Source organism: Sinomonas soli, from assembly GCF_054782415.1.
The window spans coordinates 114,069-140,362 of the sequence record NZ_BAAGSN010000005.1; the positions used below are offsets into that span (position 1 = coordinate 114,069).

Genomic DNA, 26,294 nt, shown 5'->3' on the forward strand with positions numbered 1-26,294 from the left:
CGAGCAGTGCCGGGGACGGCTGCTCAGTACCCGTCGGGGAAGCTGTAGGAGCTGGGGATGGTGGCGGGCGGGGCGCCGTGCACCAGCAGCACTTCGTCGTGGGCCTTCAGGGTGATGCCCCGGGGGTTGCCGGGCTGCTTCGCTCCGTTGACGTAGGCCTGCCAGTCGACCGCGCTCGAATGCGCACTGCCCGGGGCGCCGCCGGAGCCGTCCAGGACGCCCCACTCGGTGAGCACCTGCCCGAGGGTGTAGGTGAGGCCGGTGGTGGGCGCCTCGATGTGGATGATGCCGGACGGGTCATGGGTGTGCAGCGCGGAGATGCCGTTGGGCTGTCCGTCCGCCCCGAAGCTGAAGCCGATGTCTGCCGGCACCGGGACAGGGTGGCCGTCCGAGATGACGTCGAGGTGCGCGTGGTAGTGCTCGGCGCTGCCCTCTTCGGAGAGAACCTGGAGCCCCGCGGCCTTGATTCCGGCTGCCCCGTTGGCGGGCACCAGCTGCCAGCCGGAGCTGCCGCCGGTGGCCTGCGCCTCGCCTGGAGCGGTCGTCGAGGCCGACGCGGAGGGGGCGGTCGCAGCCGACGCCGTCGCCGTCGTGTTCGGGGCTGCAGCCGAGCAGCCTGCCAGGCACAGGGCGATCGCCGCGAGGGCGGCGGGGAATGCGGGCGTGGTCTTCACTGGGCCGTCGCTTTCGTCGGTCGGTCGGGGCCAGTCTAAGGGCGCCTCTGCTGCGAATGCTGGCAGCCCTCCCCCTTGGCCTGCGCTCCGGATCGCCCACAGTTCATGAAGCCTCAATGCTCCCGTCACTTCGAGGGGGAAGGCTACCTCAGGGGACGCCACCACCGTGTACTAGGAGCAGTTCATGACACACCTGAACCGTAGACGTTTCCTCCAGCTCTCGGCCGCGACGGCCGCGGGCACCGCCGTGTCCCAGATGCTCGGCCAGAGCATCGCCCGCGCCGCGGCGATCCCCGCGAACCGGGCCACCGGTTCCATCAAGGACGTCGAGCACGTCATCGTGTTCATGCAGGAGAACCGCGCCTTCGACCACTACTTCGGCACGCTCAAGGGCGTGCGCGGGTTCTCGGACCCCCATCCGGCGATCCTCCCGAGCGGGAAGGACTCCTTCCACCAGGCCAACGCCACGCGCGAGATCACGCCCTTCCACCCGAGCGCCCCCCACCTCGGCCTCCAGTTCGTGGAAGACCTCGACCACTCGTGGAAGATGACCCACGAGGCGTTCAACGCCGGGAAGTACGACAAGTGGCTCCCGGCCAAGTCGGACGCGACCATGGCCTTCTACGAGCGCGGCGACATCCCGTTCCACTTCGCCCTCGCCGACGCGTTCACGGTCTGCGACCAGTACCACTGTTCGGTCCTGGGGCCCACGGACCCGAACCGCTACTTCATGTTCGCCGGCGGCGACGACCCGTCGGGGAAGGGGAACGGCTCCGGCACGGGCGGCGGTCCCGACCTGTGGAACGCCGAGACGGGCTACGCGTGGAGCACCTATCCCGAGGAGCTCGAGAAGGCCGGAGTGAGCTGGAAGGTCTACCAGGACATCGGGCAGGGCCTCGACCCCGCGCACTACGAGGGCTGGACCGGAAACCCCTATGTCGGCAACTACGGCGACAACTCGCTGCTGTACTTCCAGCAGTACCAGGACGCGAAGCCCGGGACACCGCTCTACGACAGGGCCCGCACCGGCACCGACGTCCTCGGCGGCCACGACGACCTCTTCCGCATCTTCCGTGACGACGTCGCCAAGGGAACGCTCCCCCAGGTGTCCTACATCGTCGCCCCCGAGGCGTACACCGAGCACTCGAACTGGCCGGCCGGCTACGGCGCCTGGTACACCGCCAACATCCTCGACATCCTCACCTCGAACCCCGATGTGTGGAGCAAGACCGCGGTGTTCTTCATGTACGACGAGAACGACGGCTTCTACGACCACATCGTCCCGCCGCACCCCAACACCCCGCAGATCCCCGGCGCCTCGACCGTCCCCACTGACGGCGAGTGGTACGACGGCCGCATGACGTACTCCGGCAAGGCTGATGTCCCCGGCCACTTCGGACTGGGCGTGCGCGTGCCCATGATCGTGGTCTCGCCGTGGAGCATGGGGGGCTGGGTCTGCTCGGAGACGTTCGACCACACCTCGATCGTGCGCTTCCTCGAGGCCCGCTTCGGGGTGAAGTCGCCCAACATCACCCCGTGGCGGCGGGCAGTCTGCGGCGACCTCACGAGCGCGTTCGACTTCTCGGCGAGCGCCGGGACGGCCCCGGCCCTGCCGGACACCGCCTCGTACAAGCCGAGCGACGCGGACATCGCTGCCGCCAAGAAGTACCCCAGCTATGTCCCCGCGCCGCCCGCGGCGAACACCATGCCCGGCCAGGAGAAGGGGACGCGCCCCTCCCGCGGCCTCGGCTACGCGCTCGATCTCGAGGCGACGGTCGACGGCGGGAAGCTCACCGCCCGCTGGATCAACTCCGGGACGCTGGGCTCCCATGTCCAGGTCCGGTCGAACCTCCTGCCGGCCGGTCCCTACCCCTACACGATCGGCGCCGGCGCGACGATGGACGCCGCCTGGCCGCTGGGCACCGAGTACGACGTGCAGCTGCACGGCCCCGCAGGGTGGTACCGCCGCCTCGCCGGCACCACGGCCGCCGCGGACATCCGGGTGTCCGTGGCCTCGGACGGGGCCGCCGCGCATGCCCGGTTCCGGATCGAGAATGCCGGCTCCGCCAAGGCCGACCTCGTCCTCAAGGACGCCTACGGCACCGGAGCGCAGCCCCTTTCACTCAACCCCGGACAGGCCAAGACGGTGGTCCTCCCGACGCCCGGAGGCTGGTACGACCTCACGGTCACCTCCGCGGCAGATGCAGCCCTCGTCCGGGTCCTCGCCGGGCGGCTCGAGAACGCCGGCTCCCTCACGAGCGACCCGCAGCTGGGCCGATGACCGGACCCGGGCGGGGCCCCGCCCGGGACACACCCCGAAAGGACAATGCAATGCTCAATCTGCTCATGGGCCGCGCAGCAGGCGCTGCCGCGGCGATGGCTGCGGCCGTCGCCCTCACGGGCGCCACTGCGGTCGCTCCCTCGGCTGCGCTGGCCGCTCCCGTCTCCTCTGCTGCATCAGACGGCCAGGGCGCCAAGGGCCCGGACCACGTCTTCGTGATCATGATGGAGAACCACGGCCGCGACCAGATCATCGGCAACACTGCCGACGCGCCGTACATCACCTCCCTCGCCCAGAAGTACAACGTCGCGACCAACTACCACGGTGTGACCCACCCGAGCCTGACCAACTACCTGGCCACGATCTCGGGTGACTTCCAGGGCATCTGGGACGACTGCAAGGCCGGCGCGGACGTCACCTGCGCCCCGGAGGAGTTCGTGCCCGGCTCGGGGGACGCCACCGACACCGCCTCGCTCACCTCCGCGCAGGTGGCGAGCGCCTCCGCGAAGCCCCACATGTTCTCCGGCAAGAACATCGTCGACCAGCTCGAGGCCAAGGGGCTCTCGTGGAAGGCCTACATGCAGTCGATGCCGTCAGCCGGTTCCACCGTGGAGTACGCGCCGACCATCGGCTCGACGACGGTCAAGCTCTACGCCGAGAAGCACAACCCGTTCATGTACTTCTCCGACATCGCGGACAATCCGTCCCGCACGTCGAAGATCGTTCCGCTCGAGCAGAACCTGGCGAGCGACCTCTCCTCGGGGAACGTCCCCAACTTCGTGTGGATCAGCCCCGACCAGTGCCATGACATGCACGGCACCTCGCCGTCGGGAGCCAACCTGATCGGCATGCCGTCGTGCGGCTACCCGGCCTCCGGTCTGGACCACGGCGCGATCAAGCTCGGTGACGACTACCTGAAGCAGCAGGTCACGCAGATCATGGACTCCGAGACGTGGAAGACGACAAACTCGAGCATCGTGCTCGCGTGGGACGAGAACGACTACTCCGGCTACTCGGGCGGCCCCGGCAGCCCCGTCGGCGCGAACGGAGCGGTGCTCGGCGGCGGAGACGCCCCGCTGATCGTGATCAACTCGGCTCAGGGCCCGCACAAGACCACGGACAAGCTGTCCGACCACTACACGCTGCTCTCGACGATTGAGCACCTGTGGCACCTCGGCTGCCTTGCCAACACGTGCTCGCCCACTACGTCCGGCACCTTCGAGGAGCTCTTCCGCCCCTGACCGTGGAGCACCTGCCGTCCTCACACGGCGGGGTCGAGGCGTCGCCGGAATTTCTGGCGGCGCCTCGATTCCCGTTTCGGCCGGGCCATGGGCGGCGCTCCCCCGCGCGCTGCGGCCCCGGCGGGCGTAGGCTCTCCTCGTTGGGGAGCAGGAGGTGCTCCTGCGTGCCAGAAGGAGCACCCGCCATGAGCCATGACCAGCACTTCTCCCACCAGCCCGCAGGGCCGCAGGCCGGCGCGTGGCCCTCGACCGCCGCACTCTCCCCGGAGGACGCCGAGAAGTCCAGGCGGTGGCGTGTCATCCTGGGCTCTACCGCGCTGCTCCTGGCGCTCTTCTCCGGGTTCTACGCCTACACGAACATTGCCTCCGTCGTCCGCGCGACGGCGGCCGTGGAGGCCGCCGGCGGCTTCGTGCCCCAGACGGCCATGGCCCTCGCGGTGGCGATCATCGGCGTCTTCTGCTTCCTCGCCCTCGCCTATGCCGGCGTCGGAGCCTGGAACGTGGCGGCCCGCCGCTCCACCTCCAAGGCCCCGCTCATCGCCGCCGTTGTCCTGGCCGCCACGGCGTGCATCCTCATCGTCTTCTACATGGCGACCCGCGGCACCGGCGGCTTCCAGCTCGGCGGCCTTGCCCTGAATGTCCTCATCCTTGCCCGGGCAGCGACCATCCTGAGGATGAAGAAGTCCCCCGCGCATCAGGCCGCGGCGCACTGGACCACCTGACAAGGGAGGACGGCGAGCGGACGTTCCTGAGGACCGCTAGAGTGCCGAGGACCAGTCCCGCCCCAGCACGCCCTGGAGCGCACCGGCACGCTGGGCGCTCAGCCTGCCGCGACGGTCAGCCGCCCGCTGTCCATCCAGCCAGGACCCGAGCCTTGCCTCTGCCGCGTCGTGCGCGGCGGCCGCCTCCGGCACCCGGTCGCGCTCGCGCATGAAGGCCGAGAGCTCATTGGTCCGCGCGGCGAAGTCCTGGTCGCCCTGCTGCCGCAGTGCCGGCAGCCCCGTGATGTCCCGGGCGAACCGCGTCTGCAGATCCCTGTCCATGCGACCCCCAATAGCCGAACCTGAGGTGGGAGCCAGCGCCGGAACGGACCCCCGCCGGGTGCCATTTCGGCCCCCGGTGACCGTGACGATAACGCTGGCATAACACCGCCTACAAGGGCCTTCGGACAGGGCTCATAACGCCCCCGGTGGCCTTGTCACGGACCGCACCTCTTCGGTCCCCGTCGTGGCGCGGCGGATGGGGCAGGCCTGCCCCTCACCCCCGGCCTCCATGACAGGCCTGTCACCGGAAATTGTCACGTCGATGGATGAACGGCCGTGTGCCCTCGAGCGCGACGACACAGCGCGATGGTGTACGGTTGCTTCGCTATCCTCCCGTATGAAAGGAACATCAGGCCGGTGGCCGCCGACTACGACGAACTGCGCTCCGACGTCAAGGAATCCCAGAACGAATCGCTCGAGGCGCTCAAATCCGCCAGCGCCCCCGACCCGCGCAGCGTCGTGCGCGAGCTCGACGGGGACGACAGCGGCGAGGACACCGGCCTTCCCGGGGGCGAGTTCGTCAACGACGAGCTCACCGTGCACGTCATCCCGCAGGGCGCGGACGAGTTCGTCTGCCAGTCCTGCTTCCTGGTCCGGCACCGCTCCCAGAGGGCGGTCGAGGTCGACGGTGTCGCCTACTGCCGGGACTGCGAGGGCTAAGCCCCGCCAGGTTTCCCGTTCCGACGCCCCGGGTAATTTCTCCGCTATGCCCCACCCAGAACCAGCCTCGCCACTGCATGAGACCATGCTCGAGGTACTCCACGAGGCCCGCAGGCGCGGGATGACGCACAGCAGGCACTCCCTGCAGGACTGCCAGCTCCTGCTGGCGATCCACGCGCCCGCGGGCGAGATGATCGGCACCCGGTGCGCGGGGTGCCGCGAGCCGTGGCCCTGCAAGACGGTGCTGGGCATCCTCGGCGGCCTCGAGCCGGCTGCCGTGCCGTCGGCTCCATCTGCCGGCCGCCGCTGATCCAACCGCCGTCCAAGTCCTCCGTCGGGCGCCAGAGTCACTAGAATTGAAATGCGCCAAGCAGACGCGTAGTTCGTCGCAGGAGAGGCGGCAAGGTCATGGCTGAGGGTAGCAGCGTCGAAGAGCCCCGGCGCGGCGAGGACGGGCACGGGCCAGCGTCCGAGGAGCCGGAGCTCCGTGGACGGTATGTCGAGGGCAACTTCGGCAAGTCGGGCCGGGAGACCGGCCGGCACTCAGAGGACGAGGAAGGCCAGTACATCCAAGGCGACTATGGCACGGCCGGCCGCCAGGGTGGCCTGCCCGAACCTCTGGGAGAGAACGCCCGGGAGTCCGGACGGTATGCGCAGGGCGATCTCGGCGAGGCCGGAACGGCATCCGGCCGGACCGCGGGCTCGGAGATAGGCCAGTACTCGGAGGGCGACTACGGCACCGATGGAACAGTGCCGCCCCTGCGCAAAGCCCAAACCGACAAGGAATGACCCCTGAGGGCTGACGACGGCCGCCGGTGCTGGATGAACATCGCGCGAAGGACCCACCAACTGCGGCCGAACCCCGGCGGTCCGCCCCAGACCGCCTCCTACCCTTGAACGGTGCTCTCCCCCAGAACCCGCAGAACCCTCGCCTCCGCCGGCATGGCAGTCGCCGTCTCCTCGGCACTGCTCAGCCCCGCAGCCCCCACCCTGGCTGACGACACCACCCCGGCCCCCACGTCCTCGGCGCACCTGAACCTCGGCGCCCCCGACCTGCCCGAGACCCGGACCGAAAAGGTCCTGGCCCCCGGCGTCACCCTCACCACGATCCACCGCGGCGGCGGCGACAACTCGCTGTTCTGGACGGCCGAGGCCGCCATCCCCTCCGACTCACCTGACCCGGACGCGCCCTCATCCGCGCTGTCCTCGCAGACGGACGCCCAGAAGGCGGCCGCCAAGCTCCAGGCCGCCGGGATCGACGCCCGCGTCGAGCAGGTCACCTCCCCGCAGCTCGCCGACGCCGGCGGCCAGCTCGGCTACCGGGTCCGCGCAGGCCACTTCACCGCGAAGGCCGACGGTTCCTCCCTCACCGCGCAGATCAAGGCCGCCGGCTACGCGTCCTCGGTCATCTACACCGGCTGGGACGGCGACGCCGGCACCATCGGCCAGACCCGCGGACCCTGGAACCTCGACGTCGTCACGATCGACCCGAAGCAGTACCACGGCGAGCTCGCCGCGAACTTCGGTCCCGACCTCGAGGCCCCCGAGACGACCAGCCAGCTCGCCGCCGCGCAGCACGCGGTCGCCGGCGTCAACGCCGGGTTCTTCGTCTTCGACCCCGCCGCAGGCGCACCGGGTGACCCGGCAGGTGTGGGCGTCTACAACGGCAGGACGCTGCGCGAGCCCGTCGGCGACCGCCCGGGCCTCGTCCTGAACGGCGACACGAACACCGCGTCCATCCAGCGGCTCACCTGGAGCGGCACCGTGTCCGGCGACGGGGCCAGCGTCCCCCTGACCGGCATCAACCGGAACCCCGGCCTCGTCCGCAACTGCGGCGAGAGGGGCGAACAGCCCACCGACCTGCCGCAGCAGGACGTCACCTGCACGAACCCGAACGAGCTGGTGGCCTTCACCCCCGAGTTCGGTCCCAAGACCCCCTCCGGGGCCGGGCTCGAGGTCACCGTGGACAGCCACGACACCGTCACCGCCGTCAGCGAATCACGCGGCGCTGCGGTCCCCGCCAGCGGGCACACCGTCCAGGCCACCGGCACCGACGTCGCCCAGCTGCGCTCCCTCGCCCATGTCGGGCAGAAGCTGCGCCTCAGCGCCGACGTCCTCGGCGAGAATGGCAGGGCGCTGCCGACGACGAAGGACACGAGCGTCGTCAACGGCGGTCCCCTGCTCGTCAAGGACGGCCAGGAAGACGTCACCGCCCGGCAGGACGGCATGGTCCACCTCAACGACTCGAACAGCTTCTACTACGGGTGGGTGCACAAGAGGAACCCGCGCACCTTCGCCGGCACCGACGCGCAGGGCCGGACCCTCCTGGTGACAGCCGACGGCCGCTCCACGGACTCCCTCGGCCTGAGCCTGAAGGAGGAGGCCGACGTCGCCCAGTCCCTGGGGATGGTCCAGGCGATGAACCTCGACGGCGGCGGGTCCACCACGGCGGTCGCCGGCGGCTCGGTGGTGAACACGCCGTCCGGTACGAGCGAGCGGCCGGTCGGCGATGCTCTCCTGGTCCTGCCGGGCCGCGACGATCAGGGCCGCCGCCCCTGATGGCGGCCCGATCCGGTCAGACCAGCCAGCGTTGCCACCAGCGTGGCTGCTCCGTTTCCGGCGCCGGTTCGGGCTCGGGCTCCTCGCCCAGGGCCAGCGCTGCCTCCGCGATGTCCTCAGCGGTGAGCGTCATGACGGCCTCGCGGTCGAGCGCGTCGAGACTCTGTTCCTCGTCGCGGGACAGCCGCAGGGCCTGGCGGTTGAGTGCCTGCTCGAACAGCGTCCGGGCAAACCGTGCATTGCCGGAGTCCTCGCCCGCGTGGAGCCCTGTGAGGATGCGGCGCAGCATCTCGTCCGCCCCCGGCCCCAGCGTGTACTCATGCTGGGCCAGCATCTGGTGGAAGATCACCTGGAGTGCGTCGACCGAGTAGTCGGGGAAGGTGATCTCGCGGGCGAACCGGGAGCGCAGCCCCGGGTTCGAGAGCAGGAAGGACTCCATCAGCCGCGGATACCCGGCCACGATCACGACGAGGCGGTGGCGGTAGTCCTCCATCCGCTTGAGCAGGACCTCGATTGCCTCGGGGCCGAAGTCCATCCGGCCGTCCTCCGGTGCGAGCGCGTACGCCTCGTCAATGAACAGGACGCCGTCCAGCGCACGCCGGATCACCCGATCCGTCTTGATGGCGGTGGCACCGACGTACTGCCCCACGAGCCCCGAACGGTCGACCTCGACCAGGTGCCCCTTCTGCAGTAGCCCCACCGCGCGGTACATCTCGGCCAGGAGCCTCGCCACCGTTGTCTTTCCTGTGCCCGGGTTTCCGAGGAACACGAGATGCTGTGACGTGGCCACCTCCGGCAGGCCGTGCGCCTGGCGGCGGGCCTGGACCTGGAGCAGGGCGACCAGGGCCCGCACCTGTTCCTTCACGGTCTCCAGTCCGACGAGCGCGTCGAGCTCGGCCTGCACTTCGGACAGCGGCCGTGCCGGCCCAGGCCTCACACCGATGAGATCGCCCACCAGTTCGTCGACGCGCTCCGAACCGGGCAGCTTGAGCTGATCCGCAAGATGGCTGAGGGTCCCGCGGAGGTCGTCGAACGGATTGTGGCTCGCAGCCATGGATTCATGGTACTGCTCACCGCACGAACGGGCCGGACGCCGGCTCTGGCCGGGCCTGGATGCCCGTGGGTTCATTTCCTGCGGCGCACCACCAGAACGACGTAGAGGGCGACGGCAACCGCCACCAAAGCACCGATGCTGATCCCCGCATTCCCACCGTTCACCATGCTCGGACTCCTCTCGGGCCCTCGGCCTGAAAGACAGAGTAGTCGGCGGCCGCCGGGCCTGTGGGCGTGGACTGCTGGCTCCCGGGTGTCGACGTTGTACCGCTGCCGGCTCGTCCCATGGGCGTTGGTGGGGGCAACCTGACGGAGGATGTCCTCGTACTGGGACAGCGTCTCCTCTGCACCGTCGACGGCAGCTCACAGCCCGCCGACCGGTCGTTGCCCCTGGCCCCGCACTCCAAACGAAATCCGCTTCGCCGGGACAGCATCCGGGCAGAAGCCGCCCACGCCTGGAGGTCGTCCGCAGGTGAGAGAGGGGTTCCTGGAGCACCCTGCCGGATTCGAACCGGCGACCCTCTGGTGACGTCATCGGGTGCCCGTCGATCCCCAAAGCGCCCCGAAAACACATTCTGGCCTGCGAAAACTCGGGAATGGTGCTGGAGAGCCTACCCGAGAGTGCCCTTTAGGTCCCGCCAAGGATGGGAGTAGACGTGGGAGCCTTCTGACCTATCGACCACTCCGCCGGACAGGACCGTCTGGGTGCGCGGAAGGCGTCCGGGCGGCCAATGGCCTCCCTCAAGACCGGGCGCCAGCCGGACGCCTCCCACACGTGCACGCACACGATCGGCCTCAGCAGGGAGCGGGAACCGTCGGGCGCTGCCCCCTTGTCTACCAGAGCGGCCCGGACCGGCGACAGGTGTTGCTGGGCGTGTCCGCGCATATCGCGCAGCCGCCCGGGCGTGTCCGCACACATGGGCCCGGTGAACACCGAACAGGCCACCCGCCCCACGCCCGCCACCACCCCGCCCCTCCCCCTCGGGCCGCCGAGTCATCTGTGGCGCGCCGGTGTACGCGTCCAACGGTGCCGTACGATCGGCACGTCACCGCACCGACACCCAAGGGGGGAACCATGTCCAACCCGTACCAGGACCCGCAGCAGCCGGACCCGCGCTCCCCCGAGCGCACCAGCCCGTACTCGACCGAACAGCAGCCGTACCCGCCGGCGCCCCAGTACGGTGCGCCGCAGTACCCGAACCCGGGCGGGTTCCAGAGTCAGCCTCCGCTGTGGGCGCCCTGGTACGGCATCGGATTCCCTGACGCCATCAAGCGCGTCTTCAAGAAGTACGCGACCTTCTCGGGCCGCGCCGGTCGCGGCGAGTACTGGTGGTGGGCGCTGGCAAGCGTGGTGGTCTGGACTGTCCTGAACGTCATCATCAGTATGAGCCGGCTGAGCGCGCCGACCTCTGCCAACGGCTACACCTACACCTCCCCCACCCCGGGACCGCTCGCGGTCGCCGGGTCCATCTTGCTGGTTGCATGGGGTCTGGCGGTCGTCGTTCCGACCTTGGCGCTGACGGTCCGACGTCTCCATGACGTCAACCTGAGCGGGCTGCTCGTGCTCCTGCTGCTCGTGCCGTTCCTCGGTGGATTGGCCGTCGCCATCATGACGCTGCTGCCGTCCAACCCGGCCGGCCAGCGGTTCGACCGGCCCACCGCCCCGGCCCCGGCCTACCGGGCCTGACCCGCAGCTGCATGAGCTAGCGGCGTAGGAGCCTTAACGGGCGAGCATCGCCGAGCTCCTGGCCGAACTGGCGCAGGTGGAGGAAGCCCTCAGGTCCGCCGCCCGCGCCGGGTACCCGCCGACCGGCGCGAGGACGCGATCGTCGAGGCGCTGCGGCGCCGCCGCGGCCCAGCCCACGAAGGGCATTAGAACGTACTCGGCCCGGCGCCATCGTGGGCACCACGCAGTAAGCCTCGCACCGGGAGCGAATCCCCAGTGCCATGATCGGCATATGGACGACACTGCTGCTCCCGACAGCCAGCACCGCGACACCAGTTCGCTCTCGACCAGTTCCATACCAAGGTTGGCCGTGATGCTCACGGTCGGGCTCGCCACGGCGCTGCTTGTCGGCCTCTCCTGGAACTGGGCCTACGCCCCGGGCTTGGGCTGGGCGGCCGCCTCGGCCACCTACCTCATCTGGGTCTGGGCCGTCATCGGCCGGCTCGACGCCGCAGCCACAGCAGCGCACGCCCGACACGAGGACCCAGGGCGCGCACTCTCCGACGTCCTGCTCCTCGCGGCCACCGTCGCCAGCTTCGCCGGAGTGGCATTGATCCTCATCGACGCCTCCAACGCCCAGGGGAACGCCAAGGACGCCATCGTGGCCCTGGCCCTGGGCAGCATCGCCCTGTCCTGGTTCCTGGTGCACACGCTCTACGCCCTCAGGTACGCCTTCATCTACTACCGGGACAGGACGGGCGTGGACTTCAACGAGGAAAAGCCCCCGCGCTACCTCGACTTCGCCTACCTGTCCTTCACCATCGGAATGACTTTCCAAGTCTCCGACACCGACCTGAAGACCGACGCGATCCGCGGCACCGCGCTCAGGCACGCGCTGCTCTCCTACCTTCTCGGCGCGATCGTCCTGGCCACCACCATCAACCTCGTCTCCGGCCTCACCCACTGAACCGGCACGCTCCTCAAGCGGGCACACCTCCGCACCTGCCAAGCCGCATTCAGCATTTAGCGCGGCCGCAGCATCCGTCGGTGTCCAACGACTGTGGCCGGCGCAACTGCCGGCCCGGTCCGCACACATGGGGGCATGGAGACGAGCACAGCCCCCGCCCCGAAGCCGGTGTATATCGACGCGCACGGCATCTTCTTCCGCGACAAGGACGAGAAGCGTGGCGCCTGGCTCACCCGTCCGGGCACACCAACCGGCTCCGCATCCACGCTGCCTGGGCGGGCACCGAGGACGAGCTCGAGGAGTTCCACTGCATCGCCGCCGAGATCAGAGCCGACTTCCCGGATGCCCCCTCGTCGAAGTCCGCAAGCTCCAGCCGGAAAGGCGACCCCACGTCCACCACACCACCACCGCACGCACCAGCACCGGCGAGCCCGGCGACGCGCTCCACGAATCCCACCAGGCCAACGCGCGCGAGATCGGCGTCCTCGCCTTCGGCTCCGTCTGCTACCCGAAACGGCTCGCCGAGCAGACCTACGACCAGGACCCCGAAGCGCGGAAAGTGTTCCTCGAGTGAGCTGACCGTGCCCCGCTCCGTCGGCGACCAGTCCGGCCGGCTGCACTCGGGCACTGACGGCCCCGAATCCGCCGGGGGCGGCTGGAACGCGTGCGTCACCGGCGAGTGCAAGCGCCCGCCGCGAACGCCACCAGGGCCGGGACGAAGCACGCCGCGCCCGCACCGAGCCCGACAACCCCTGGGGCTGAGAGCAAAGGAAGGGGGCCTCCCCCCGCCGCGGAGGGGCCCCGTTCGCTGGGCCCCTCCGTTCGGCGTCGCGGGTTACCAGCCCGCCGAGCCCCGTGAATGGGAGAGGAACTCGACCGGACCCTTGCCCGCCAGTCCCCGGACCCAAACCGCCCGGCCGCCGCGCATCCCCACCACGGCCTCTGTCCCCACGTAGGACCTGGCCGTGAGCTCCACCCCGCCCGTCCCAGTCCCTGCACGACCTCGGCCTCGCCGGCGCCCGGCTCACCTCCCGCGTCGAAGAGTCCCCCATCCTCCTCGACGTCACCGACGGCATGACCAAGTCCGAACGCACCGTCCCCCGCTCCGTCCCCGACCAGTCCGCCGTGCTCCTGTTCGACGCGGCCGACGGCACCCGCTTCATCGTCGAAGTGCAGATCGGCGCCGCTGACACCGACCAGCCCTGACCGGTGTGACAGGCGGCCGTTCATGCGGCGCACATATGATGCCCGCGTGAACACCGGAACCCCCGAGCGCTCCCCACTGGATGACTCCTTCGCCCTCGCCGGCGCCTGGCTGGCCGCCCGCATCGAGGACGACCCGTCCCTGCTCGGCCTCGGCGACGGCGTCCCCGCATTCGAGCGGACCGTCATGCACGAACGCCCCGACCAGTTCGCCGTCATCCTCTTCCACCAGGCCGACGGTGTCCGCCACATCGTCGAAGTCCAGCTCGGCACCGCGGACACCACCCAGGTCGACCGGGCGGTCGCACATCTCGAGGAGGAGCGGGCCCGGCTGCCGCTCATCCCCCACCGCGCCGCGATCGCGGCCGAGCGCATCCCCGATACTGTCCTCGCCGCCGCCGGCCGTGCCGGGCACCCGGTCGATGTGATCGTGCTGAGGGTGGAGCCGTCCGGGGAGCTCGCCACTGTCCACGGCCACCTCATCCACCCCCGCATCGAGCCCGGCGAGCACGAGGCGGGTCCCGCCGGCGTCGGGCGGTAGCCCCCAAACGTACCGGGCATCCGCAGATGGCGGTCGGGGTCCAGAATGCGGTCTGAAGGTCTTCGTCGTGAAACTACGGCGTGCGCCTACATGTCTAACGTCTCGTGTGACTGCCCGAGGGGTTCTTCGAGGAGGCCAGAGGCCGGCTGGCCCACCAGGCGCCCGAGTTCTTCCGCCGCCCGCCCGGTCGCGCCCCCGACGCAGAGCGCTCCAACTGCGTCAGCGCCCACGTGCGCGGAGGCGGGGCCTTGGCGCCGAAGCACTCGCTGCCGACGGTGACCGTCCTCAGCCACGCCTCACGACGCTTCCCCCCTCGTGAAGCGCCTCGTGTCTCCTTAAGGGCGAGCGAGACGCTACGGCGAAACACCGCCCACGGGACAGAGTAAGAAGCTGGCCCGACATTCCTAGGTGCCTATGCCGCTTCTATCGCAGAAGTAGAGCTCGTGGGACGCCCGCGCAGCCCGGGTTGCGCGGTGGCTGCTGGCTTGCGGGGTCCGGATGTTTCCGTCGTCAGCGGTCAAGCACCGAGGCTGCGATCTGCTGCGCTGCCTGGGCCAGCGTGATGCGTGCCGTGTCGATGATCTCTGCCTCGTCGTGCAGCCAGGTGCGGGCCCCGGCCTGATGTCCACGAGGACCTCGCCGACTTTCTCAGCGTCGAGGACGCGCGCGTCGGGCAGTAGTTTCTGCACGAGCGTGCTCGTCGTCGTCTTTCCCGCCCCGTGTGTGCCGTTGAGCCAAACGATCATGGGCGGACTCTAGCGCCAGCGGGTGTGTCGGACCACGGCCCCCTTGCTCCGCGGTCGTGAGGCTGGACACCTTCTCCCCCACTGGGGCGGGCCGGGGTGTATGGTTACGTCGCTCATCCGCTCTCTGGAAGGAACAGCGCGCCAAGTGGCAGCCGATTACGACGAACTTCGCTCCGATGTGAAGGAATCCCAGCATGAGTCGCTGGAGGCCGTGAAGTCGGCCAACAAGCCCGATCCGCGCAGTGTGGTGCTCGAGCTCGACGGGGACGACTCCGCCGAGGCGGGCCTGGCCGGTGGTGAGATCGTCAACGACGAGCTCACCGTCCTGGTCATCCCGCAGGGCGCCGACGAGTTCGTGTGCCAGTCCTGCTTCCTGGTCCGGCACCGCACCCAGAAGGTGGTGCGGGCCGGGGTCGAGTACTGCCGCGACTGCGAGGGCTGAGCCGGCTTGGATGCTGGCGGCGTCATTTCCTGCGGCGCACTACCAGAACGACGTAGAGGGCGACCAGAACGACGAAGAGGACGACGGCCACCGCCACCAACGCACCGACGCTGACCCCTGCGCTTCCACCGTTGAGCATGCTCGGACTCCTCTCGGCCCCTCCATCTCGATTACAGGGTAGTCCGCCGTTGGACGGTGTCTCGCCCTTCAGCGGGGCGGCGAGTGGCCGCCAACGACACTCTGGGAAGGTCCAAGTCAGTTTCCTAGCCTCTCCTTCGGGCACTGTCTTCTCTATGGTTTCACCGGAACCGGCCCTGCCGCTGCACGAGACGATGCTCGAGATGCTGCACGAGTCACGTCGCCGAGGCGTGGCGCACACCGAGCATTCCCTCGCGGTCTGCGAACTCCTGCTGCAGATCCATGCCCCAGCCGGCGAGGCCCTCGGCGACCCGTGTGCAGGCTGCCGGGAGGCGTGGCCGTGCCAGGCGGTGCTGGGCATCCTCGGCGGCCTGGAGGCATCTCCCCGCCGGCGGCTGGGCACAAGGGCTCGTGACACTGGAGAGTGAAGCGGTCACCCCACCCGGCTGGGGGGGGACGGCCTGGGCGGGGCGCCGCGTGCCGGCTTCCCATCCCATCAGGCGGCAGGCCGGCTGACTTCACGGTACGACCGGGCGTAAGCCTCTCCCAGAGGACTCCGGCCCGCGGACTTCCTCGTCGGCCGGCCGGGGAAGAGGAGAGAGATGCTTTCCCCGGGCCCGGCCTCGGAGCGACGGCCTGCTTTCCGCGCTTCGCTCGCTGGCTCGCACGGGGATGCCGCTCACCAACGGTTTACGCGGCCACCGGCCCTCTCACTCCAGATGGGCTGCTAGTTGGACCAGTCCCTGCCGAGGACGCGCTGGAGGGCGGCCGCCCTCGGGGCGCTCAGTCGTCCTCTCCGGTCTGCTGCCCGCTGCCCGTCCAGCCAGAACCCGAGCTTCGCCTCGCCGAGGTCGTGGGGCGCCGACGACGCGGGTGCCCGGCCGCGGTCGCCCAGAAAGGCCGAGACGGCGTTGACGGCACCGGAGAAGTCCTGGTCGTCCTGATGCCGCAGTGCCGACAGGCCCGTCATGCCCTGGCCGCCCCTGGCCCGCTGGTTGAGTTCCATACGCCCCCCAAGTTGTAGAACGTGCTCCGGAACCGCGCGTGCGGTGGTGCTTGGTGCCCGGACACGGCGACGGTAACGCCGCCGCAACGCACCCGACAAGGGACTTCAGGCGCCCCTCGGACAGGCCCAAATGGCCTTGTCATCGGCCTTGTCACAGCCCTCTGCGGCTCCTGGGCCGTGCTGACGCCGCCGATCGTCGGCGGCAGGCTCCGGCCGCTCCGCCGGTGTGACAGGTCTTCGGCGGAAATTGTCGAGTCCTTGGAGAAACTTTCACACCGGGCGGCCCTGCCCCACGGCAGGAATGGGTGGGGAAGCTGCTCTGGCGCCTCAGTCCGTGAAGCGGACAGCCTCCACGACGTCCTCGGTGCGGAGCGCGTGCACGGTGGCCTGCCACTGGGCGGCCCTCCCGTACCAGGCCGGGTCGAAGATGATCTCCCAGGTCGCCTCGAGCTCGGCCCGCAGCTCGGTGGGCCAGCGGTCGAAGTGGTAATGGTCGAGGCCGGCGGCGTCCACCCTGGGTATGGAAGTCGTCCTGCAGAGCGTCGGTCCTGGCGTCGGCCGCCGCGACGTCCTCGCCGGGGAGGTCCCGGCAGCAGAGGGAGGCGTTGAGGACCGAGTGCCAGTCGTCGTAGTGCGAGAGGAGCACCCGCTCGCGTGGGACGCGGCAGGTCAGGAGCACCTGCCCGTCGTAGCCGTGGAGGTGGTCGAGCAGGCCGATGCGGGCGGATCTTCGCCCACAGGGCGCAGGCTCCGGTGGTGGGCAGGCGCTGGACCATCTGGCGGGTCATCCACGCGTACGCCGGGGCGTAGTCGGCCCCGGCGAGGGCCGGGTCGGGCACGAGGCGGCCCGTCGAGACGAGCTCCCCGAGGGCCTCGGCCGTCCGGACGGTGTGCAGCAGCAGGACCAGGGCCGTGATGTCGTGGCCGGGCCGGCCGGGCGGGACGGTGGCGGCTCCGGAAGCGGTGCGGAGCGGGAAGGACATCATCCGCGATCCGTGCGGGTCTCTGAGCCGGCCACGCCTCACCTCGGGCGGCAGGGAAGCTACGCCTCGACGAGGATCACCAGGGTTTCGGGCAGCACGCCGTCGTACTCCATGGCCTCAGCAGCGGCCTTGGACTGCATCGCGGCCGCGAGGGCATCCATGTCGGGCACATCCATCAGCACCGCGACCTGTGTCGGGTTCTGCGGGTTGACGAACGTTCGGATATTGGTGATGCCCAGCGGCCCGAAGAGCTCCTCGCGCTTGGGCGAGGCAAGCCAATGGTCCTTGTCCTTCACATCGTGGTGACCGATCACGGTGGGCATGGCGCGTCCTTTCAACAGGGGCCAGCGGTGCACAGGCCCGGTGCACAGGACGGTATTGGGGCCCCGCAGTCCGGAGAAGGGCCTTCGTGCCCGCATCTCGCTCCGGGCTGCCTACGCCCGGGCGCAGAGCCGGAATGGGAGTCGGCAGCCTCTGGCGCTCGAGGGTGCGGTGCTCGATAGTGTCTGGCGACGACCTAGGAGGCGTGTCATGAAGTTCCTTGTCTTCTTCGATTTCAAGGCGGAGACCGTGGCGGCGGCGATGCAGCGTCCGAGCGACCGGGCCGCAGTGGTCGGCAAGCTCTGCGAGGCCGTCGGCGGACGGCTTGAGAGCTACTACTGGATGTTCGGCGAGCATGACGGGTTTGTCATCGCTGACCTCCCCGACTCATCTGCCGCGGCAGCAGTCAGTCTCGCCGTTACCAGCACAGGCGCGTTCTCTCGTCTGGAGACGCACGAGTTGATCCCCGCCGACCAAGTCCAAGGCGTCCTGGACCGGGCGAAGACCAGTCAAGCGGCGTACACGCCGCCTGGCGCATAGACCACGGCTCCACCCTCGACCGCAGAAGACCGCCGCGCGGCCTCGCGGCCCCGACACTCGGGTGTCGGACCCCGGTTGTACCGTCGCGGCCATGGACTCCTCCCCCGCGTCCCAGACCCTGTTCAACGCCGTCACTCACTGCCTCGCCGAGCACGACCTCGAACGGCTCATACCCCACGGCGCCCCGGAGGATGAGTACGCGCCCGAGGCGCGCGACTTCGCGGCCCTGCTGTCCGCCGGCGAACCGGTGACCGCCGAGACCGTGGCCCGGGCGTGGGCCCACTGGATCGGCGGCGACACCGTGCGGGCGAGCGAGCGCGTTCACCGCGTGCTGTGGGATGCCCACGCTGAAAGTCGGAGAGTAAATCGGAGACCTGTCACCAGGGGTCCTCTCTGATCTGCGTTTCCGCAGGTCAGAGAGGGGTTCGTGGAGCCCCCTGCCGGATTCGAACCGGCGACCCTCTGTTTACAAGACAGATGCTCTGGCCAACTGAGCTAAGGGGGCGCTGCGCCCACGCGGAGCGCACGCACCAGCCTACCGGCTCCGCCCGGGAGCCAGAAACAGCGGCGGCCCGGCCCCCGCGAGGGGACCGGGCCGCCGTCGTCCGTCTACCCGACGGGGGCCGACGCGGGACGGAAGGATCAGCCCTTCGCCGCGACCGCCGCGTCCAGGAACTGGTCGAACGGGGTGTTGGCGGCGGCGCCCACGCCCCACTGCTTGCCGTCCACGAAGACGGTCGGCGTGCCGCTCACGCCCGAGGAGGCGGCGAGCTGGGTGTCGTACTTGACCTGCGGGCGGTACGTCTTGTCATCCACGGCCTGGTCGATGTTCGCTCCGACGCTCTTCGCGATGTCCTTGAGCTTCTGATCGGTGAGACCGGCACTGCCCTCGCCCGGCTGCTGCGCGTAGAGCGCGTTGACGAAGTCGCCGTACTTGTCAGGGCTGGAGTTGGCCACGGCGGCCGCTGCGGCCGCGGCGCGCGAGGAGTAGTTCGTGGTCGACTGCTGGTCGAGGAAGCCGAGCGGGCGGTACTCGAGGGTGATCTTCCCGTCGTTGCGCTCCTGGGTGAGCTTGGAGCCGTAGGTGTCCTCGAACTGCTTGCAGATCGGGCAGATGAAGTCGATGTACATGACCACCTTGACCGGTTGCCCCTTCGGGGACGCCTCGACCCCGGGTGCGTTGGCGGGCTGGCCCTGGGTGGGCTTCGAGGTGGCTGCGGGGACGTCGGCGACGTTCACGGTGGAGGCCGGCACGGGCGTCACCGCGCTCCCCTTGCCGAGCGTCACGCCCCCGTACTGGTTGGTGTTCGCCGCGCGCGGACCGGTGTCGCCGATCGGCGCGTTCTGCCGCATCGACGTGGTGACCACCAGGGCGACGACGGCGATCACGGCCACGAGCGCCACGACAACGCCCCAGCGGATCAGCAGCTTGTTGCGCCGCTCCCTCTTCTGCTGCGCCTCACGGATCTGGCGGGCCTTCTCACGGGCGGCGGCGGTGCGCTCTGCCTTGGTCTGTCGTGGCTGATTGGCGGGGCTCATCGTTCCTCATGATCGGTTCGCGGCACCTTCCGGCGCGCATGGCGGCGACGGGCCCAGTGTAGTGCAGCACCCCCGCGCCCTCCCGGCCGCGCCGGCGCCGCACCCTGCCCGCGCAGGTCTTCCGTACTGCGCAACGACCTGCGCCGCCGGGCAGTTCCGGGCCCCGGTGTGACGTGCTGCGCACCGCTCCCCGGTAGGCTGGAGGGCAATGAGGAATAGTTGAGGGGGCTGAGCGTGAGCCAGAGCAGTGCCACCAAGACCGCAGGAGAGACCGACGGCGAGACCGACGGGGAGCTGTACGACTTCCTGGTGGTCTCCAACCGCCTTCCCGTGGACCGGGTCGAGGAGGGGAACGGCTCCGGCTGGCGGCGCTCCCCCGGAGGGCTCGTGACGGCGCTCGCGCCCGTCATGGAGAAGTCCGACGGCGCGTGGGTGGGCTGGCACGGCGCCCCCGACGAGGTGCTGGAGCCGTTCGAGCACGAGGGCATCACGATCCTGCCCGTGCCGCTCTCCTCCCAGGAGGTCGAGAACTACTACGAGGGCTTCTCCAACGCGACCCTGTGGCCCCTCTACCACGACGTCATCGCACCCCCGGAGTTCCACCGGGCCTGGTGGGACTCATACCAGCGCGTGAACCAGCGGTTCGCGGACGCGGCCGCCGAGCGGGCCTCCGAGGGCGCCACAGTATGGGTGCAGGACTACCAGCTCCAGCTCGTGCCGGCCATGCTGCGCCGGCTGCGCCCTGATCTGAAGATCGGGTTCTTCAACCACATCCCCTTCCCTCCGCAGGAGATCTTCGCCCAGCTGCCGTGGCGCCGGCAGGTCCTCGAGGGCCTCCTCGGCGCGGACCTGCTCGGCTTCCAGCGTCCCAACGACGCGGCGAACTTCGCGCGGGCCGCCCGCCGCTACGCCCGCGCGGCCGGCAAGGGCTCCCGGCTCGCGGTGACGGATCCCGCGCACGACGGCGAGTGGTCGCCGCGGGAGCGCACGGTACGGGCCGAGGCGTTCCCCATCTCCATCGACACGGCGCGCATCAGCGAGCTCGCCGAGCGTCCGGAGATCATCGAGCGGGCGCGCCAGATCCGCCACGATCTCGGCGATCCCACCACGATCATGCTGGGCGTGGACCGGCTCGACTACACCAAGGGCATCCGCCACCGCCTCAAGGCGTTCGAGGAGCTCCTCGCGGACGGCCGGGCCAAGGTCGGGGACGTGACCCTGATCCAGGTCGCGAGCCCCAGCCGCGAGCGGGTCGAGCAGTACAGGATCCTGCGGGAGGAGATCGAGGGCACTGTCGGCCGCATCAACGGCACCTTCGACACGATGCAGCACACGGCCGTCCGCTACCTGCACCACTCCTACCCGGTCGAGGAGATGGTCGCCCTCTACCTCGCGGCCGATGTCATGCTCGTCACCGCCCTGCGGGACGGCATGAACCTGGTGGCCAAGGAGTACGTCGCCGCCCGCCGCGACGGGACCGGGGCCCTCGTGCTCTCCGAGTTCGCCGGCGCCGCCGACCAGCTCAAGCAGGCCCTGCTCGTGAACCCGCATGACATTGCGGGCCTCAAGGACGCCATCACCACGGCCATCAGCCTGCCCCGCGGCGTCGCTGCACGCCGCATGAAGGCCATGCGCCGCCAGATCGTGGTCCACAACGTCGAGGAATGGTCCGCCTCGTTCCTCACCCGCCTCAAGGAGGTCTGCCCGTGAGCATCGACGGGGAACTGCGCGAGGCGCTCGCGCGCCTCGCCACGGTCGACAAGCTCCTCGTGGCCCTGGACTTCGACGGGGTCGTCGCGCCGATCGTCCCGCGGGCCGAGGACGCGCGCCCCCTTCCGGCGACGGGCGACGCCGTCGTGCAGCTCGCGGCACTCCCGCATACGTGGACGGCATACGTCTCCGGCCGATCGCTCGCGAGCCTCAAGGCGGTCGCCTCCCCCGACGCCCGGACGCTCCTCATCGGCAGCCACGGCGCCGAGGTCCGCCTCGGCGGCGAGGAGCAGCCGGTCACCCTCGATCCCGACCAGCGGGACGCGCTGGACATCCTGCACCGCGTCTTCACGGAGATCGCCTCGCAGGCCCCGGGCACGTGGGTCGAGGAAAAGCCCGCAGGCCGCGTCCTGCACACACGCCAGGCCGACCGGGAGGACGCCGCCGCGGCGGTCACCGGGGCGCGGAAGCTGCTCGCGGCCCGCCACGACATCTTCCTCAAGGACGGCAAGGAAGTGCTCGAGGGCTCGGTCGTGCACGCCACGAAGGGCGAGGGCCTCGCCTTCCTGCGTCAGGTCACCGAGGCGGACGCCGTGTTCTTCGCGGGCGACGACGTCACCGACGAGGACGGCTTCCGCTCCCTCGAGGCGGGCGACGTCGGCCTCAAGGTCGGCGACGGCGAGACCGCGGCCGGGTTCCGCGTCGACGGCCCTGAGGATGTGGCCGACGTCGTGGCCCTCCTCGCGCGGCTGCGCTCAGAGCTCCCCGCCCAGCGCACCCCCTGAGATCAGAAGAAGTCCGCATCGTGGACGTTGCGCACGTCACATTGTCCACGGCGATGTGATCCATGCCATACTCGCTATGTGAGCGAGGGCGCTGCCCCCGTTCGTGATGCTGTGGCACACTGGCGGCGCCACCTTCGGCGGCCAGTGCACCACGCCCCTCGGGGACACAACTGAACAACAAGAACCATTCACTACGGATCGTCCGGCACGTACCTGCCGGTGAAGGGATCGATGACTGTGGCTACAGTTACGTTCGACAATGCGACGCGCCTCTACCCGGGCACCGACAAGCCCGCTGTCGACAAGCTCAACATCGAGATCGCAGACGGCGAGTTCCTCGTCCTGGTCGGCCCGTCCGGCTGCGGCAAGTCGACCTCCCTGCGCATGCTCGCCGGACTCGAGGACGTGAACTCGGGCCGCATCCTCATCGGCGACCGCGACGTCACGGACATTCCGCCGAAGGACCGTGACATCGCCATGGTCTTCCAGAACTACGCCCTGTACCCGCACATGACGGTCGCGGACAACATGGGCTTCGCGCTCAAGATCGCCGGCGTCTCCAAGGAGGAGCGCGCGCAGCGAGTCCGCGAGGCGGCCAAGCTCCTAGACCTCGAGCAGTACCTGGACCGCAAGCCGAAGGCCCTCTCCGGCGGCCAGCGGCAGCGTGTCGCCATGGGCCGGGCCATCGTCCGCAATCCGCAGGTGTTCCTCATGGACGAGCCGCTCTCCAACCTCGACGCCAAGCTCCGCGTGCAGACCCGCACGCAGATCGCCTCGCTGACCCGCCGCCTCGGCGTCACCACCGTGTACGTGACCCACGATCAGGTCGAGGCCATGACGATGGGCGATCGCGTCGCGGTGCTCAAGGACGGCATCCTCCAGCAGGTCGACACGCCGCGCAACCTCTACGACCGCCCCGCGAACGTCTTCGTGGCCGGCTTCATCGGCTCCCCCGCCATGAACCTGCTCGAGCTGCCCGAGGCGGACGGCGGCGTGAAGTTCGGCGGCACCGTCTACCCCGTCTCCCGCGACGTCCTCTCCGAGGCCACCGGCTCCACGGTGACCCTCGGCGTCCGCCCGGAGGACCTCGAGACCGCGCCGCAAGGCGAGGGCCTCGAGGTCGAGGTGGACGTGGTCGAGGAGCTCGGCGCAGACGCGTACATCTACGGCCACACCACCCTCGACGGACAGAACCACGACATCGTGGCCCGTGTGGACGGCCGCCGGCCGCCGATGAAGGGCGAGAAGATCTGGGTCCGCCCGCAGCAGGGCCACGTCCACCTCTTCGACACCAAGTCCGCGCAGCGCCTCGGCGACTGATCCGGAGGGCGGCTGAGCCCGCCCACCACACCACAGCGACGTGCCCGCCGGGTCCTCCCGGCGGGCATTCGCGTGAACGGGGCTGCACGCCCCGTGCCATCAGCGGAAGAATGGAAGCCATGACCGACCAGAGCGCCACCTGGCAGGACGAGCCCACCGACTACGAGGAGGTGGGCAAGCTCGCCCGACGGCGGGACCCGGACCCCGAGGCGGCGGCGCTCGGGTCGCTGAACATCACCGCGGCGGTGGCCGACCCTGAGCTGCTCGACCTGCCCTGGCACGTGGCCCTCGAGGACTGGCCGGAACAGTACCTCGCCGCGCTCCCCCGCGGGATCTCCCGGCACATCGTCCGATTCGCCAAGCTCGGCGGTTCGGTGATCGCGGTCAAGGAGACGAGCGAGCACGTGGCCCGCCATGAGTACCACATGCTGCGCAAGCTCCAGCGGCTCGATGTGCCGTGCGTCGAGCCCGTGGCCGTGATCCGCGACCGCCAGACCCCCGACGGGAGGCCGCTGGACACAGTCCTCGTGACCAGGCACCTCAAGTTCTCCCTCCCCTACCGTGCGCTCTTCTCGCAGAAGCTGCGCAGGGACACTCTCACGCGTCTCATCGACGCCCAGGCGCTCCTGCTGGTCCGTCTCCACCTCGTGGGCTTCTACTGGGGCGACGTCTCGCTCTCCAACACGCTCTTCCGACGCGACGCCGGCGCCTTCGCCGCCTACCTCGTGGACGCCGAGACGGGCGAGCTGTACCCGGACCTCTCCACCGGGCAGCGCGAGTACGACCTGGAGATCGCGCGCGTCAACATCGCCGGCGAGCTCATGGACCTCCTGGACGGCGGCCTCATCGACGAGGAGGTGGATCCGGTGGCCACGAGCGAGCGGATCATGGACTCGTACCGCAACCTGTGGAACGAGCTGACCGAGAAGGAATCGTTCGAGCTCGGAGAGCGGTGGCGCCTCGGAGCCCGCGTCCGCCGGCTCAACGAGCTCGGGTTCGATGTGGAGGAGTATGCCATCAAGACCACCCCGGACGGCTCCACCATCCACCTCCAGCCGAAGGTGGTCGACGCCGGCCACCACCAGCGGCGGCTCCTGCGCCTCACCGGGATCGACGCCCAGGAGAACCAGGCCCGGCGCCTGCTCAACGACATGGACACGTTCCGCGCCGAGAACTACCCGGGCCAGGACGAGGAGATCAGCGCCCACGCGTGGGTCAGCCAGGTGTTCGAGCCCATCACCAAGGCGATCCCCCGCGAGCTCTCCGGCAAGCTCGAGCCTGCCGAGGTGGTGCACCAGGTCCTCGAGCACCGGTGGTACATGTCCGAGCGGCTCGACCGCTATGTCCCGCTCGCCGAGACGGTGCAGTCCTACATCGACAGCGTCCTGCGGCACCGCCGCGACGAGGCGGCCATCATGCTCAACCCGGACACCCAGCTGCTCAAGGTCATCGAGCAGGAGGAAGCCCGGCACCGGGAGGACGAGTACGACGACGAGGACCTGGTCGACGACTGACCTCAGCCAAGGTGCTCGGTGAGCCACTCCACGAGGGGACGCAGGTCCGTCCAGGCGGCGCGGACGTGCTCCAGCGCCTCGGCGGATGCGAGCCATGGGGGCGCGCCGAAGGTCTTCCCCGCGGTGAGGGACTTGTGCCTGAGGAGTTCGGCGCGCGGATGGTCCTTCTCGTAGCCACGCGGAACGGTCTTGAGCCGCTCCCCCTCGATCGCATACCCGGCAGCGCGCAGCGAGGCGACGATCGACTGGAGCGAGGCACCCTCGTGCGGGGCGTCCACGGCCGCGCGCAGGCGGGCCACCTGCGCGGGGCTCGAGGTGTGGCATCCCGCCCCGATCGTGAGCCCGTCGGCGTCGGGGTGGACGTAGTAGCCCGTGCCCTCCGCGGTCTGCACGAAGCCGCCCTGGGCAGTCTTGTACGGAGACTTGTCCCGGCTGAAGCGCACGTCCCGGTGCGGCCTGAAGACCTTGCCGGGGCCGAACTCAGCGGAGAGTCCGTCCAGCAGGGCAGCCATCGGCTCCCTGACGGCGTGCTCGTAGACGTCCTGGTGCTCGCTCCACCACTCCTTGGTGTTGTTCTCCTCGAGCTCGGCGTAGAAGGCCTGGCCTGTTGGCGGAAAGCCCGCGAAGGTACCCATAGGCAGCATCTTCATCGCCAGGGACCCATCTGGTCCAGCGTCATTCGCTCTCCACAGCGTCCGCGGGCTGGCCGAAGAAGGCTGCGAAGCGGCCGAGGATCACGGGCCAGTCGCTGTACTTCTCGTACTGCTGTGCCCCCTCGGGGCCGCGGGCCCAGCCGTCGTGGGTGAGGACCACCAGCGTCCCGCCGTCGGCGTCTAGGAAGTCCACGCGTACCCGTGTGGGGGCGTCGGAGCTCCACGCGAGCGTCCACGCGACCACGAGCAGCTCTCCCGGGACTTCCTCCGTGACGCTGCCCCACACCTGGAGCTGTCCGTCCGGCCCCTCTTCGCCCACGACCGCATCCTCGATGAAGGGGTGCGTCCCCTCGCCGAACCCGGTATAGGACGCCGGCCACCAGAGGTGGAGGTCCCCCACGAAGGCGCTGTAGACGATCTCGCGCGGGGCGGGGAGCAGCAGGCGGAAGACGCGCGACGGCGGCTGCTCGCCACCGCGCTCCGGTTCGCCGGCGGGCTGGGGCGCATGGGAGAAGAGGGAATCCACGTCTTCGATCGTAGGGCCGATCCGCGGCCCGTTCTAGCGACGCTCGGCCCGGGGCGGCTGCGGTGTGCGCGTAGGGCCGAAGGGCGCTGGTGCGGGGGCCGGGGGCTGCGCAGGCGGGTGGTGCTGTGCCGTCCCCGTGTTAAATGCGGGAGCCCCCCAACGGTGGGTTGGGGGGCTCGACCG

30 protein-coding genes and 1 tRNA gene are annotated in these 26,294 nt (G+C 69.8%); 19 read left to right on the top strand and 12 right to left on the bottom strand.

The features are described from left to right. Positions 1-23: 23 nt before the first annotated feature. Entirely contained in the window at positions 24-674 is a 651-nt protein-coding gene (locus tag ACYVKZ_RS05500) for a hypothetical protein (RefSeq protein WP_460991060.1), read from the bottom strand. 184 nt (positions 675-858) lie between these two features. On the opposite strand from ACYVKZ_RS05500, the gene ACYVKZ_RS05505 reads away from it, so the two are divergent. The 3 genes from ACYVKZ_RS05505 to ACYVKZ_RS05515 all read left to right on the top strand — a co-directional run bounded on the left by ACYVKZ_RS05505 (position 859) and on the right by ACYVKZ_RS05515 (position 4,918). Next, positions 859-2,955, top strand: a complete 2,097-nt coding sequence (locus tag ACYVKZ_RS05505) for a phosphocholine-specific phospholipase C (RefSeq protein WP_460991061.1) — start codon at positions 859-861, stop codon at positions 2,953-2,955. Between the two features lie 50 nt (positions 2,956-3,005). Continuing rightward, the gene (locus ACYVKZ_RS05510) at positions 3,006-4,196 is read left to right on the top strand and encodes an alkaline phosphatase family protein (RefSeq protein WP_460991062.1); all 1,191 of its coding nucleotides are present in this window, start codon (positions 3,006-3,008) and stop codon (positions 4,194-4,196) included. A 185-nt stretch (positions 4,197-4,381) separates the two neighbouring features. Then, complete coding sequence (locus ACYVKZ_RS05515) at positions 4,382-4,918, top strand: hypothetical protein (RefSeq protein WP_460991063.1); 537 nt, start codon at positions 4,382-4,384, stop codon at positions 4,916-4,918. Between the two features lie 36 nt (positions 4,919-4,954). Here ACYVKZ_RS05515 and ACYVKZ_RS05520 read toward each other — a convergent pair whose 3' ends face one another. Next, complete coding sequence (locus ACYVKZ_RS05520) at positions 4,955-5,239, bottom strand: Helicase associated domain protein (RefSeq protein WP_460991064.1); 285 nt, start codon at positions 5,237-5,239, stop codon at positions 4,955-4,957. Positions 5,240-5,596: 357 nt separating this feature from the next. On the opposite strand from ACYVKZ_RS05520, the gene ACYVKZ_RS05525 reads away from it, so the two are divergent. From ACYVKZ_RS05525 to ACYVKZ_RS05540, 4 genes are all read left to right on the top strand, one after another. After that, a complete protein-coding gene (locus ACYVKZ_RS05525) occupies positions 5,597-5,899 on the top strand; it encodes a DUF4193 family protein (protein WP_307007875.1) in 303 nt (100 codons plus the stop codon). Positions 5,900-5,984: 85 nt separating this feature from the next. After that, complete coding sequence (locus ACYVKZ_RS05530; RefSeq protein ID WP_460991065.1) at positions 5,985-6,209, top strand: hypothetical protein; 225 nt, start codon at positions 5,985-5,987, stop codon at positions 6,207-6,209. Positions 6,210-6,307: 98 nt separating this feature from the next. Then, positions 6,308-6,688: a hypothetical protein gene (locus tag ACYVKZ_RS05535; protein ID WP_460991066.1), complete on the top strand. Its 381-nt coding sequence runs from the start codon at positions 6,308-6,310 to the stop codon at positions 6,686-6,688. 111 nt (positions 6,689-6,799) lie between these two features. After that, positions 6,800-8,458 carry a phosphodiester glycosidase family protein gene (locus ACYVKZ_RS05540; protein ID WP_460991067.1) on the top strand — a complete coding sequence of 553 codons (1,659 nt, stop codon included), beginning with the start codon at positions 6,800-6,802 and terminating at the stop codon, positions 8,456-8,458. A 16-nt stretch (positions 8,459-8,474) separates the two neighbouring features. Here the strand turns inward: ACYVKZ_RS05540 and ACYVKZ_RS05545 are convergent, their stop codons facing one another. Further along, complete coding sequence (locus ACYVKZ_RS05545) at positions 8,475-9,512, bottom strand: AAA family ATPase (protein ID WP_460991068.1); 1,038 nt, start codon at positions 9,510-9,512, stop codon at positions 8,475-8,477. A 71-nt stretch (positions 9,513-9,583) separates the two neighbouring features. Further along, positions 9,584-9,679, bottom strand: coding sequence for an MYXO-CTERM sorting domain-containing protein (locus ACYVKZ_RS05550; RefSeq protein ID WP_460991069.1), 96 nt, complete (start codon positions 9,677-9,679; stop codon positions 9,584-9,586). A gap of 907 nt (positions 9,680-10,586) precedes the next feature. Between ACYVKZ_RS05550 and ACYVKZ_RS05555 the strand changes: the two genes are divergently transcribed. Then, the gene (locus ACYVKZ_RS05555; protein WP_460991070.1) at positions 10,587-11,198 is read left to right on the top strand and encodes a DUF805 domain-containing protein; all 612 of its coding nucleotides are present in this window, start codon (positions 10,587-10,589) and stop codon (positions 11,196-11,198) included. Positions 11,199-11,469: 271 nt separating this feature from the next. After that, entirely contained in the window at positions 11,470-12,144 is a 675-nt protein-coding gene (locus ACYVKZ_RS05560) for a DUF1345 domain-containing protein (RefSeq protein WP_460991071.1), read from the top strand. Positions 12,145-12,373: 229 nt separating this feature from the next. On the opposite strand, the gene ACYVKZ_RS05565 is transcribed toward ACYVKZ_RS05560, so the two are convergent. Further along, on the bottom strand, positions 12,374-12,817 hold the full coding sequence (locus tag ACYVKZ_RS05565) for a hypothetical protein (protein ID WP_460991072.1): 444 nt from the start codon (positions 12,815-12,817) through the stop codon (positions 12,374-12,376). A gap of 401 nt (positions 12,818-13,218) precedes the next feature. On the opposite strand from ACYVKZ_RS05565, the gene ACYVKZ_RS05570 reads away from it, so the two are divergent. The 4 genes from ACYVKZ_RS05570 to ACYVKZ_RS05585 all read left to right on the top strand — a co-directional run bounded on the left by ACYVKZ_RS05570 (position 13,219) and on the right by ACYVKZ_RS05585 (position 15,642). Beyond that, positions 13,219-13,350 carry a hypothetical protein gene (locus tag ACYVKZ_RS05570; RefSeq protein ID WP_460991073.1) on the top strand — a complete coding sequence of 44 codons (132 nt, stop codon included), beginning with the start codon at positions 13,219-13,221 and terminating at the stop codon, positions 13,348-13,350. 46 nt (positions 13,351-13,396) lie between these two features. After that, on the top strand, positions 13,397-13,888 hold the full coding sequence (locus ACYVKZ_RS05575) for a hypothetical protein (protein ID WP_460991074.1): 492 nt from the start codon (positions 13,397-13,399) through the stop codon (positions 13,886-13,888). 891 nt (positions 13,889-14,779) lie between these two features. Further along, positions 14,780-15,076: a DUF4193 family protein gene (locus ACYVKZ_RS05580; RefSeq protein WP_460991075.1), complete on the top strand. Its 297-nt coding sequence runs from the start codon at positions 14,780-14,782 to the stop codon at positions 15,074-15,076. Between the two features lie 293 nt (positions 15,077-15,369). Then, a complete protein-coding gene (locus tag ACYVKZ_RS05585) occupies positions 15,370-15,642 on the top strand; it encodes a hypothetical protein (RefSeq protein ID WP_460991076.1) in 273 nt (90 codons plus the stop codon). 299 nt (positions 15,643-15,941) lie between these two features. Here the strand turns inward: ACYVKZ_RS05585 and ACYVKZ_RS05590 are convergent, their stop codons facing one another. The 3 genes from ACYVKZ_RS05590 to ACYVKZ_RS05600 all read right to left on the bottom strand — a co-directional run bounded on the left by ACYVKZ_RS05590 (position 15,942) and on the right by ACYVKZ_RS05600 (position 17,526). Next, on the bottom strand, positions 15,942-16,220 hold the full coding sequence (locus ACYVKZ_RS05590) for a hypothetical protein (RefSeq protein ID WP_460991077.1): 279 nt from the start codon (positions 16,218-16,220) through the stop codon (positions 15,942-15,944). Positions 16,221-16,547: 327 nt separating this feature from the next. Next, on the bottom strand, positions 16,548-16,733 hold the full coding sequence (locus ACYVKZ_RS05595) for a hypothetical protein (protein ID WP_460991078.1): 186 nt from the start codon (positions 16,731-16,733) through the stop codon (positions 16,548-16,550). Positions 16,734-17,262: 529 nt separating this feature from the next. Next, positions 17,263-17,526 carry a hypothetical protein gene (locus ACYVKZ_RS05600; RefSeq protein ID WP_460991079.1) on the bottom strand — a complete coding sequence of 88 codons (264 nt, stop codon included), beginning with the start codon at positions 17,524-17,526 and terminating at the stop codon, positions 17,263-17,265. A gap of 208 nt (positions 17,527-17,734) precedes the next feature. On the opposite strand from ACYVKZ_RS05600, the gene ACYVKZ_RS05605 reads away from it, so the two are divergent. Both ACYVKZ_RS05605 and ACYVKZ_RS05610 read left to right on the top strand, forming a co-directional pair. After that, the gene (locus ACYVKZ_RS05605) at positions 17,735-18,064 is read left to right on the top strand and encodes a GYD domain-containing protein (RefSeq protein ID WP_460991080.1); all 330 of its coding nucleotides are present in this window, start codon (positions 17,735-17,737) and stop codon (positions 18,062-18,064) included. 91 nt (positions 18,065-18,155) lie between these two features. Beyond that, a complete protein-coding gene (locus ACYVKZ_RS05610; protein WP_460991081.1) occupies positions 18,156-18,461 on the top strand; it encodes a hypothetical protein in 306 nt (101 codons plus the stop codon). 31 nt (positions 18,462-18,492) lie between these two features. Here the strand turns inward: ACYVKZ_RS05610 and ACYVKZ_RS05615 are convergent. Both ACYVKZ_RS05615 and ACYVKZ_RS05620 read right to left on the bottom strand, forming a co-directional pair. Then, a tRNA-Thr gene (locus ACYVKZ_RS05615) sits at positions 18,493-18,569 on the bottom strand. 137 nt (positions 18,570-18,706) lie between these two features. Beyond that, entirely contained in the window at positions 18,707-19,603 is an 897-nt protein-coding gene (locus ACYVKZ_RS05620; protein WP_460991082.1) for a DsbA family protein, read from the bottom strand. A gap of 234 nt (positions 19,604-19,837) precedes the next feature. Here ACYVKZ_RS05620 and otsA point away from each other — a divergent pair, with 234 nt between their 5' ends. From otsA to ACYVKZ_RS05640, 4 genes are all read left to right on the top strand, one after another. Further along, the gene (otsA, locus tag ACYVKZ_RS05625; RefSeq protein ID WP_460991083.1) at positions 19,838-21,313 is read left to right on the top strand and encodes an alpha,alpha-trehalose-phosphate synthase (UDP-forming); all 1,476 of its coding nucleotides are present in this window, start codon (positions 19,838-19,840) and stop codon (positions 21,311-21,313) included. Further along, on the top strand, positions 21,310-22,098 hold the full coding sequence (gene otsB, locus ACYVKZ_RS05630; protein ID WP_460991084.1) for a trehalose-phosphatase: 789 nt from the start codon (positions 21,310-21,312) through the stop codon (positions 22,096-22,098). Before otsA ends, otsB begins: the two co-directional genes overlap by 4 nt. A gap of 237 nt (positions 22,099-22,335) precedes the next feature. After that, the gene (locus ACYVKZ_RS05635) at positions 22,336-23,418 is read left to right on the top strand and encodes an ABC transporter ATP-binding protein (RefSeq protein WP_460991085.1); all 1,083 of its coding nucleotides are present in this window, start codon (positions 22,336-22,338) and stop codon (positions 23,416-23,418) included. A 119-nt stretch (positions 23,419-23,537) separates the two neighbouring features. Then, the gene (locus tag ACYVKZ_RS05640) at positions 23,538-24,932 is read left to right on the top strand and encodes a DUF4032 domain-containing protein (protein ID WP_460991086.1); all 1,395 of its coding nucleotides are present in this window, start codon (positions 23,538-23,540) and stop codon (positions 24,930-24,932) included. Between the two features lie 2 nt (positions 24,933-24,934). Here the strand turns inward: ACYVKZ_RS05640 and ACYVKZ_RS05645 are convergent, their stop codons facing one another. Beyond that, positions 24,935-25,567: a DUF2461 domain-containing protein gene (locus ACYVKZ_RS05645; protein ID WP_460991087.1), complete on the bottom strand. Its 633-nt coding sequence runs from the start codon at positions 25,565-25,567 to the stop codon at positions 24,935-24,937. 40 nt (positions 25,568-25,607) lie between these two features. Next, complete coding sequence (locus ACYVKZ_RS05650; protein ID WP_460991088.1) at positions 25,608-26,111, bottom strand: SRPBCC domain-containing protein; 504 nt, start codon at positions 26,109-26,111, stop codon at positions 25,608-25,610. Positions 26,112-26,294 lie beyond the last annotated feature (183 nt).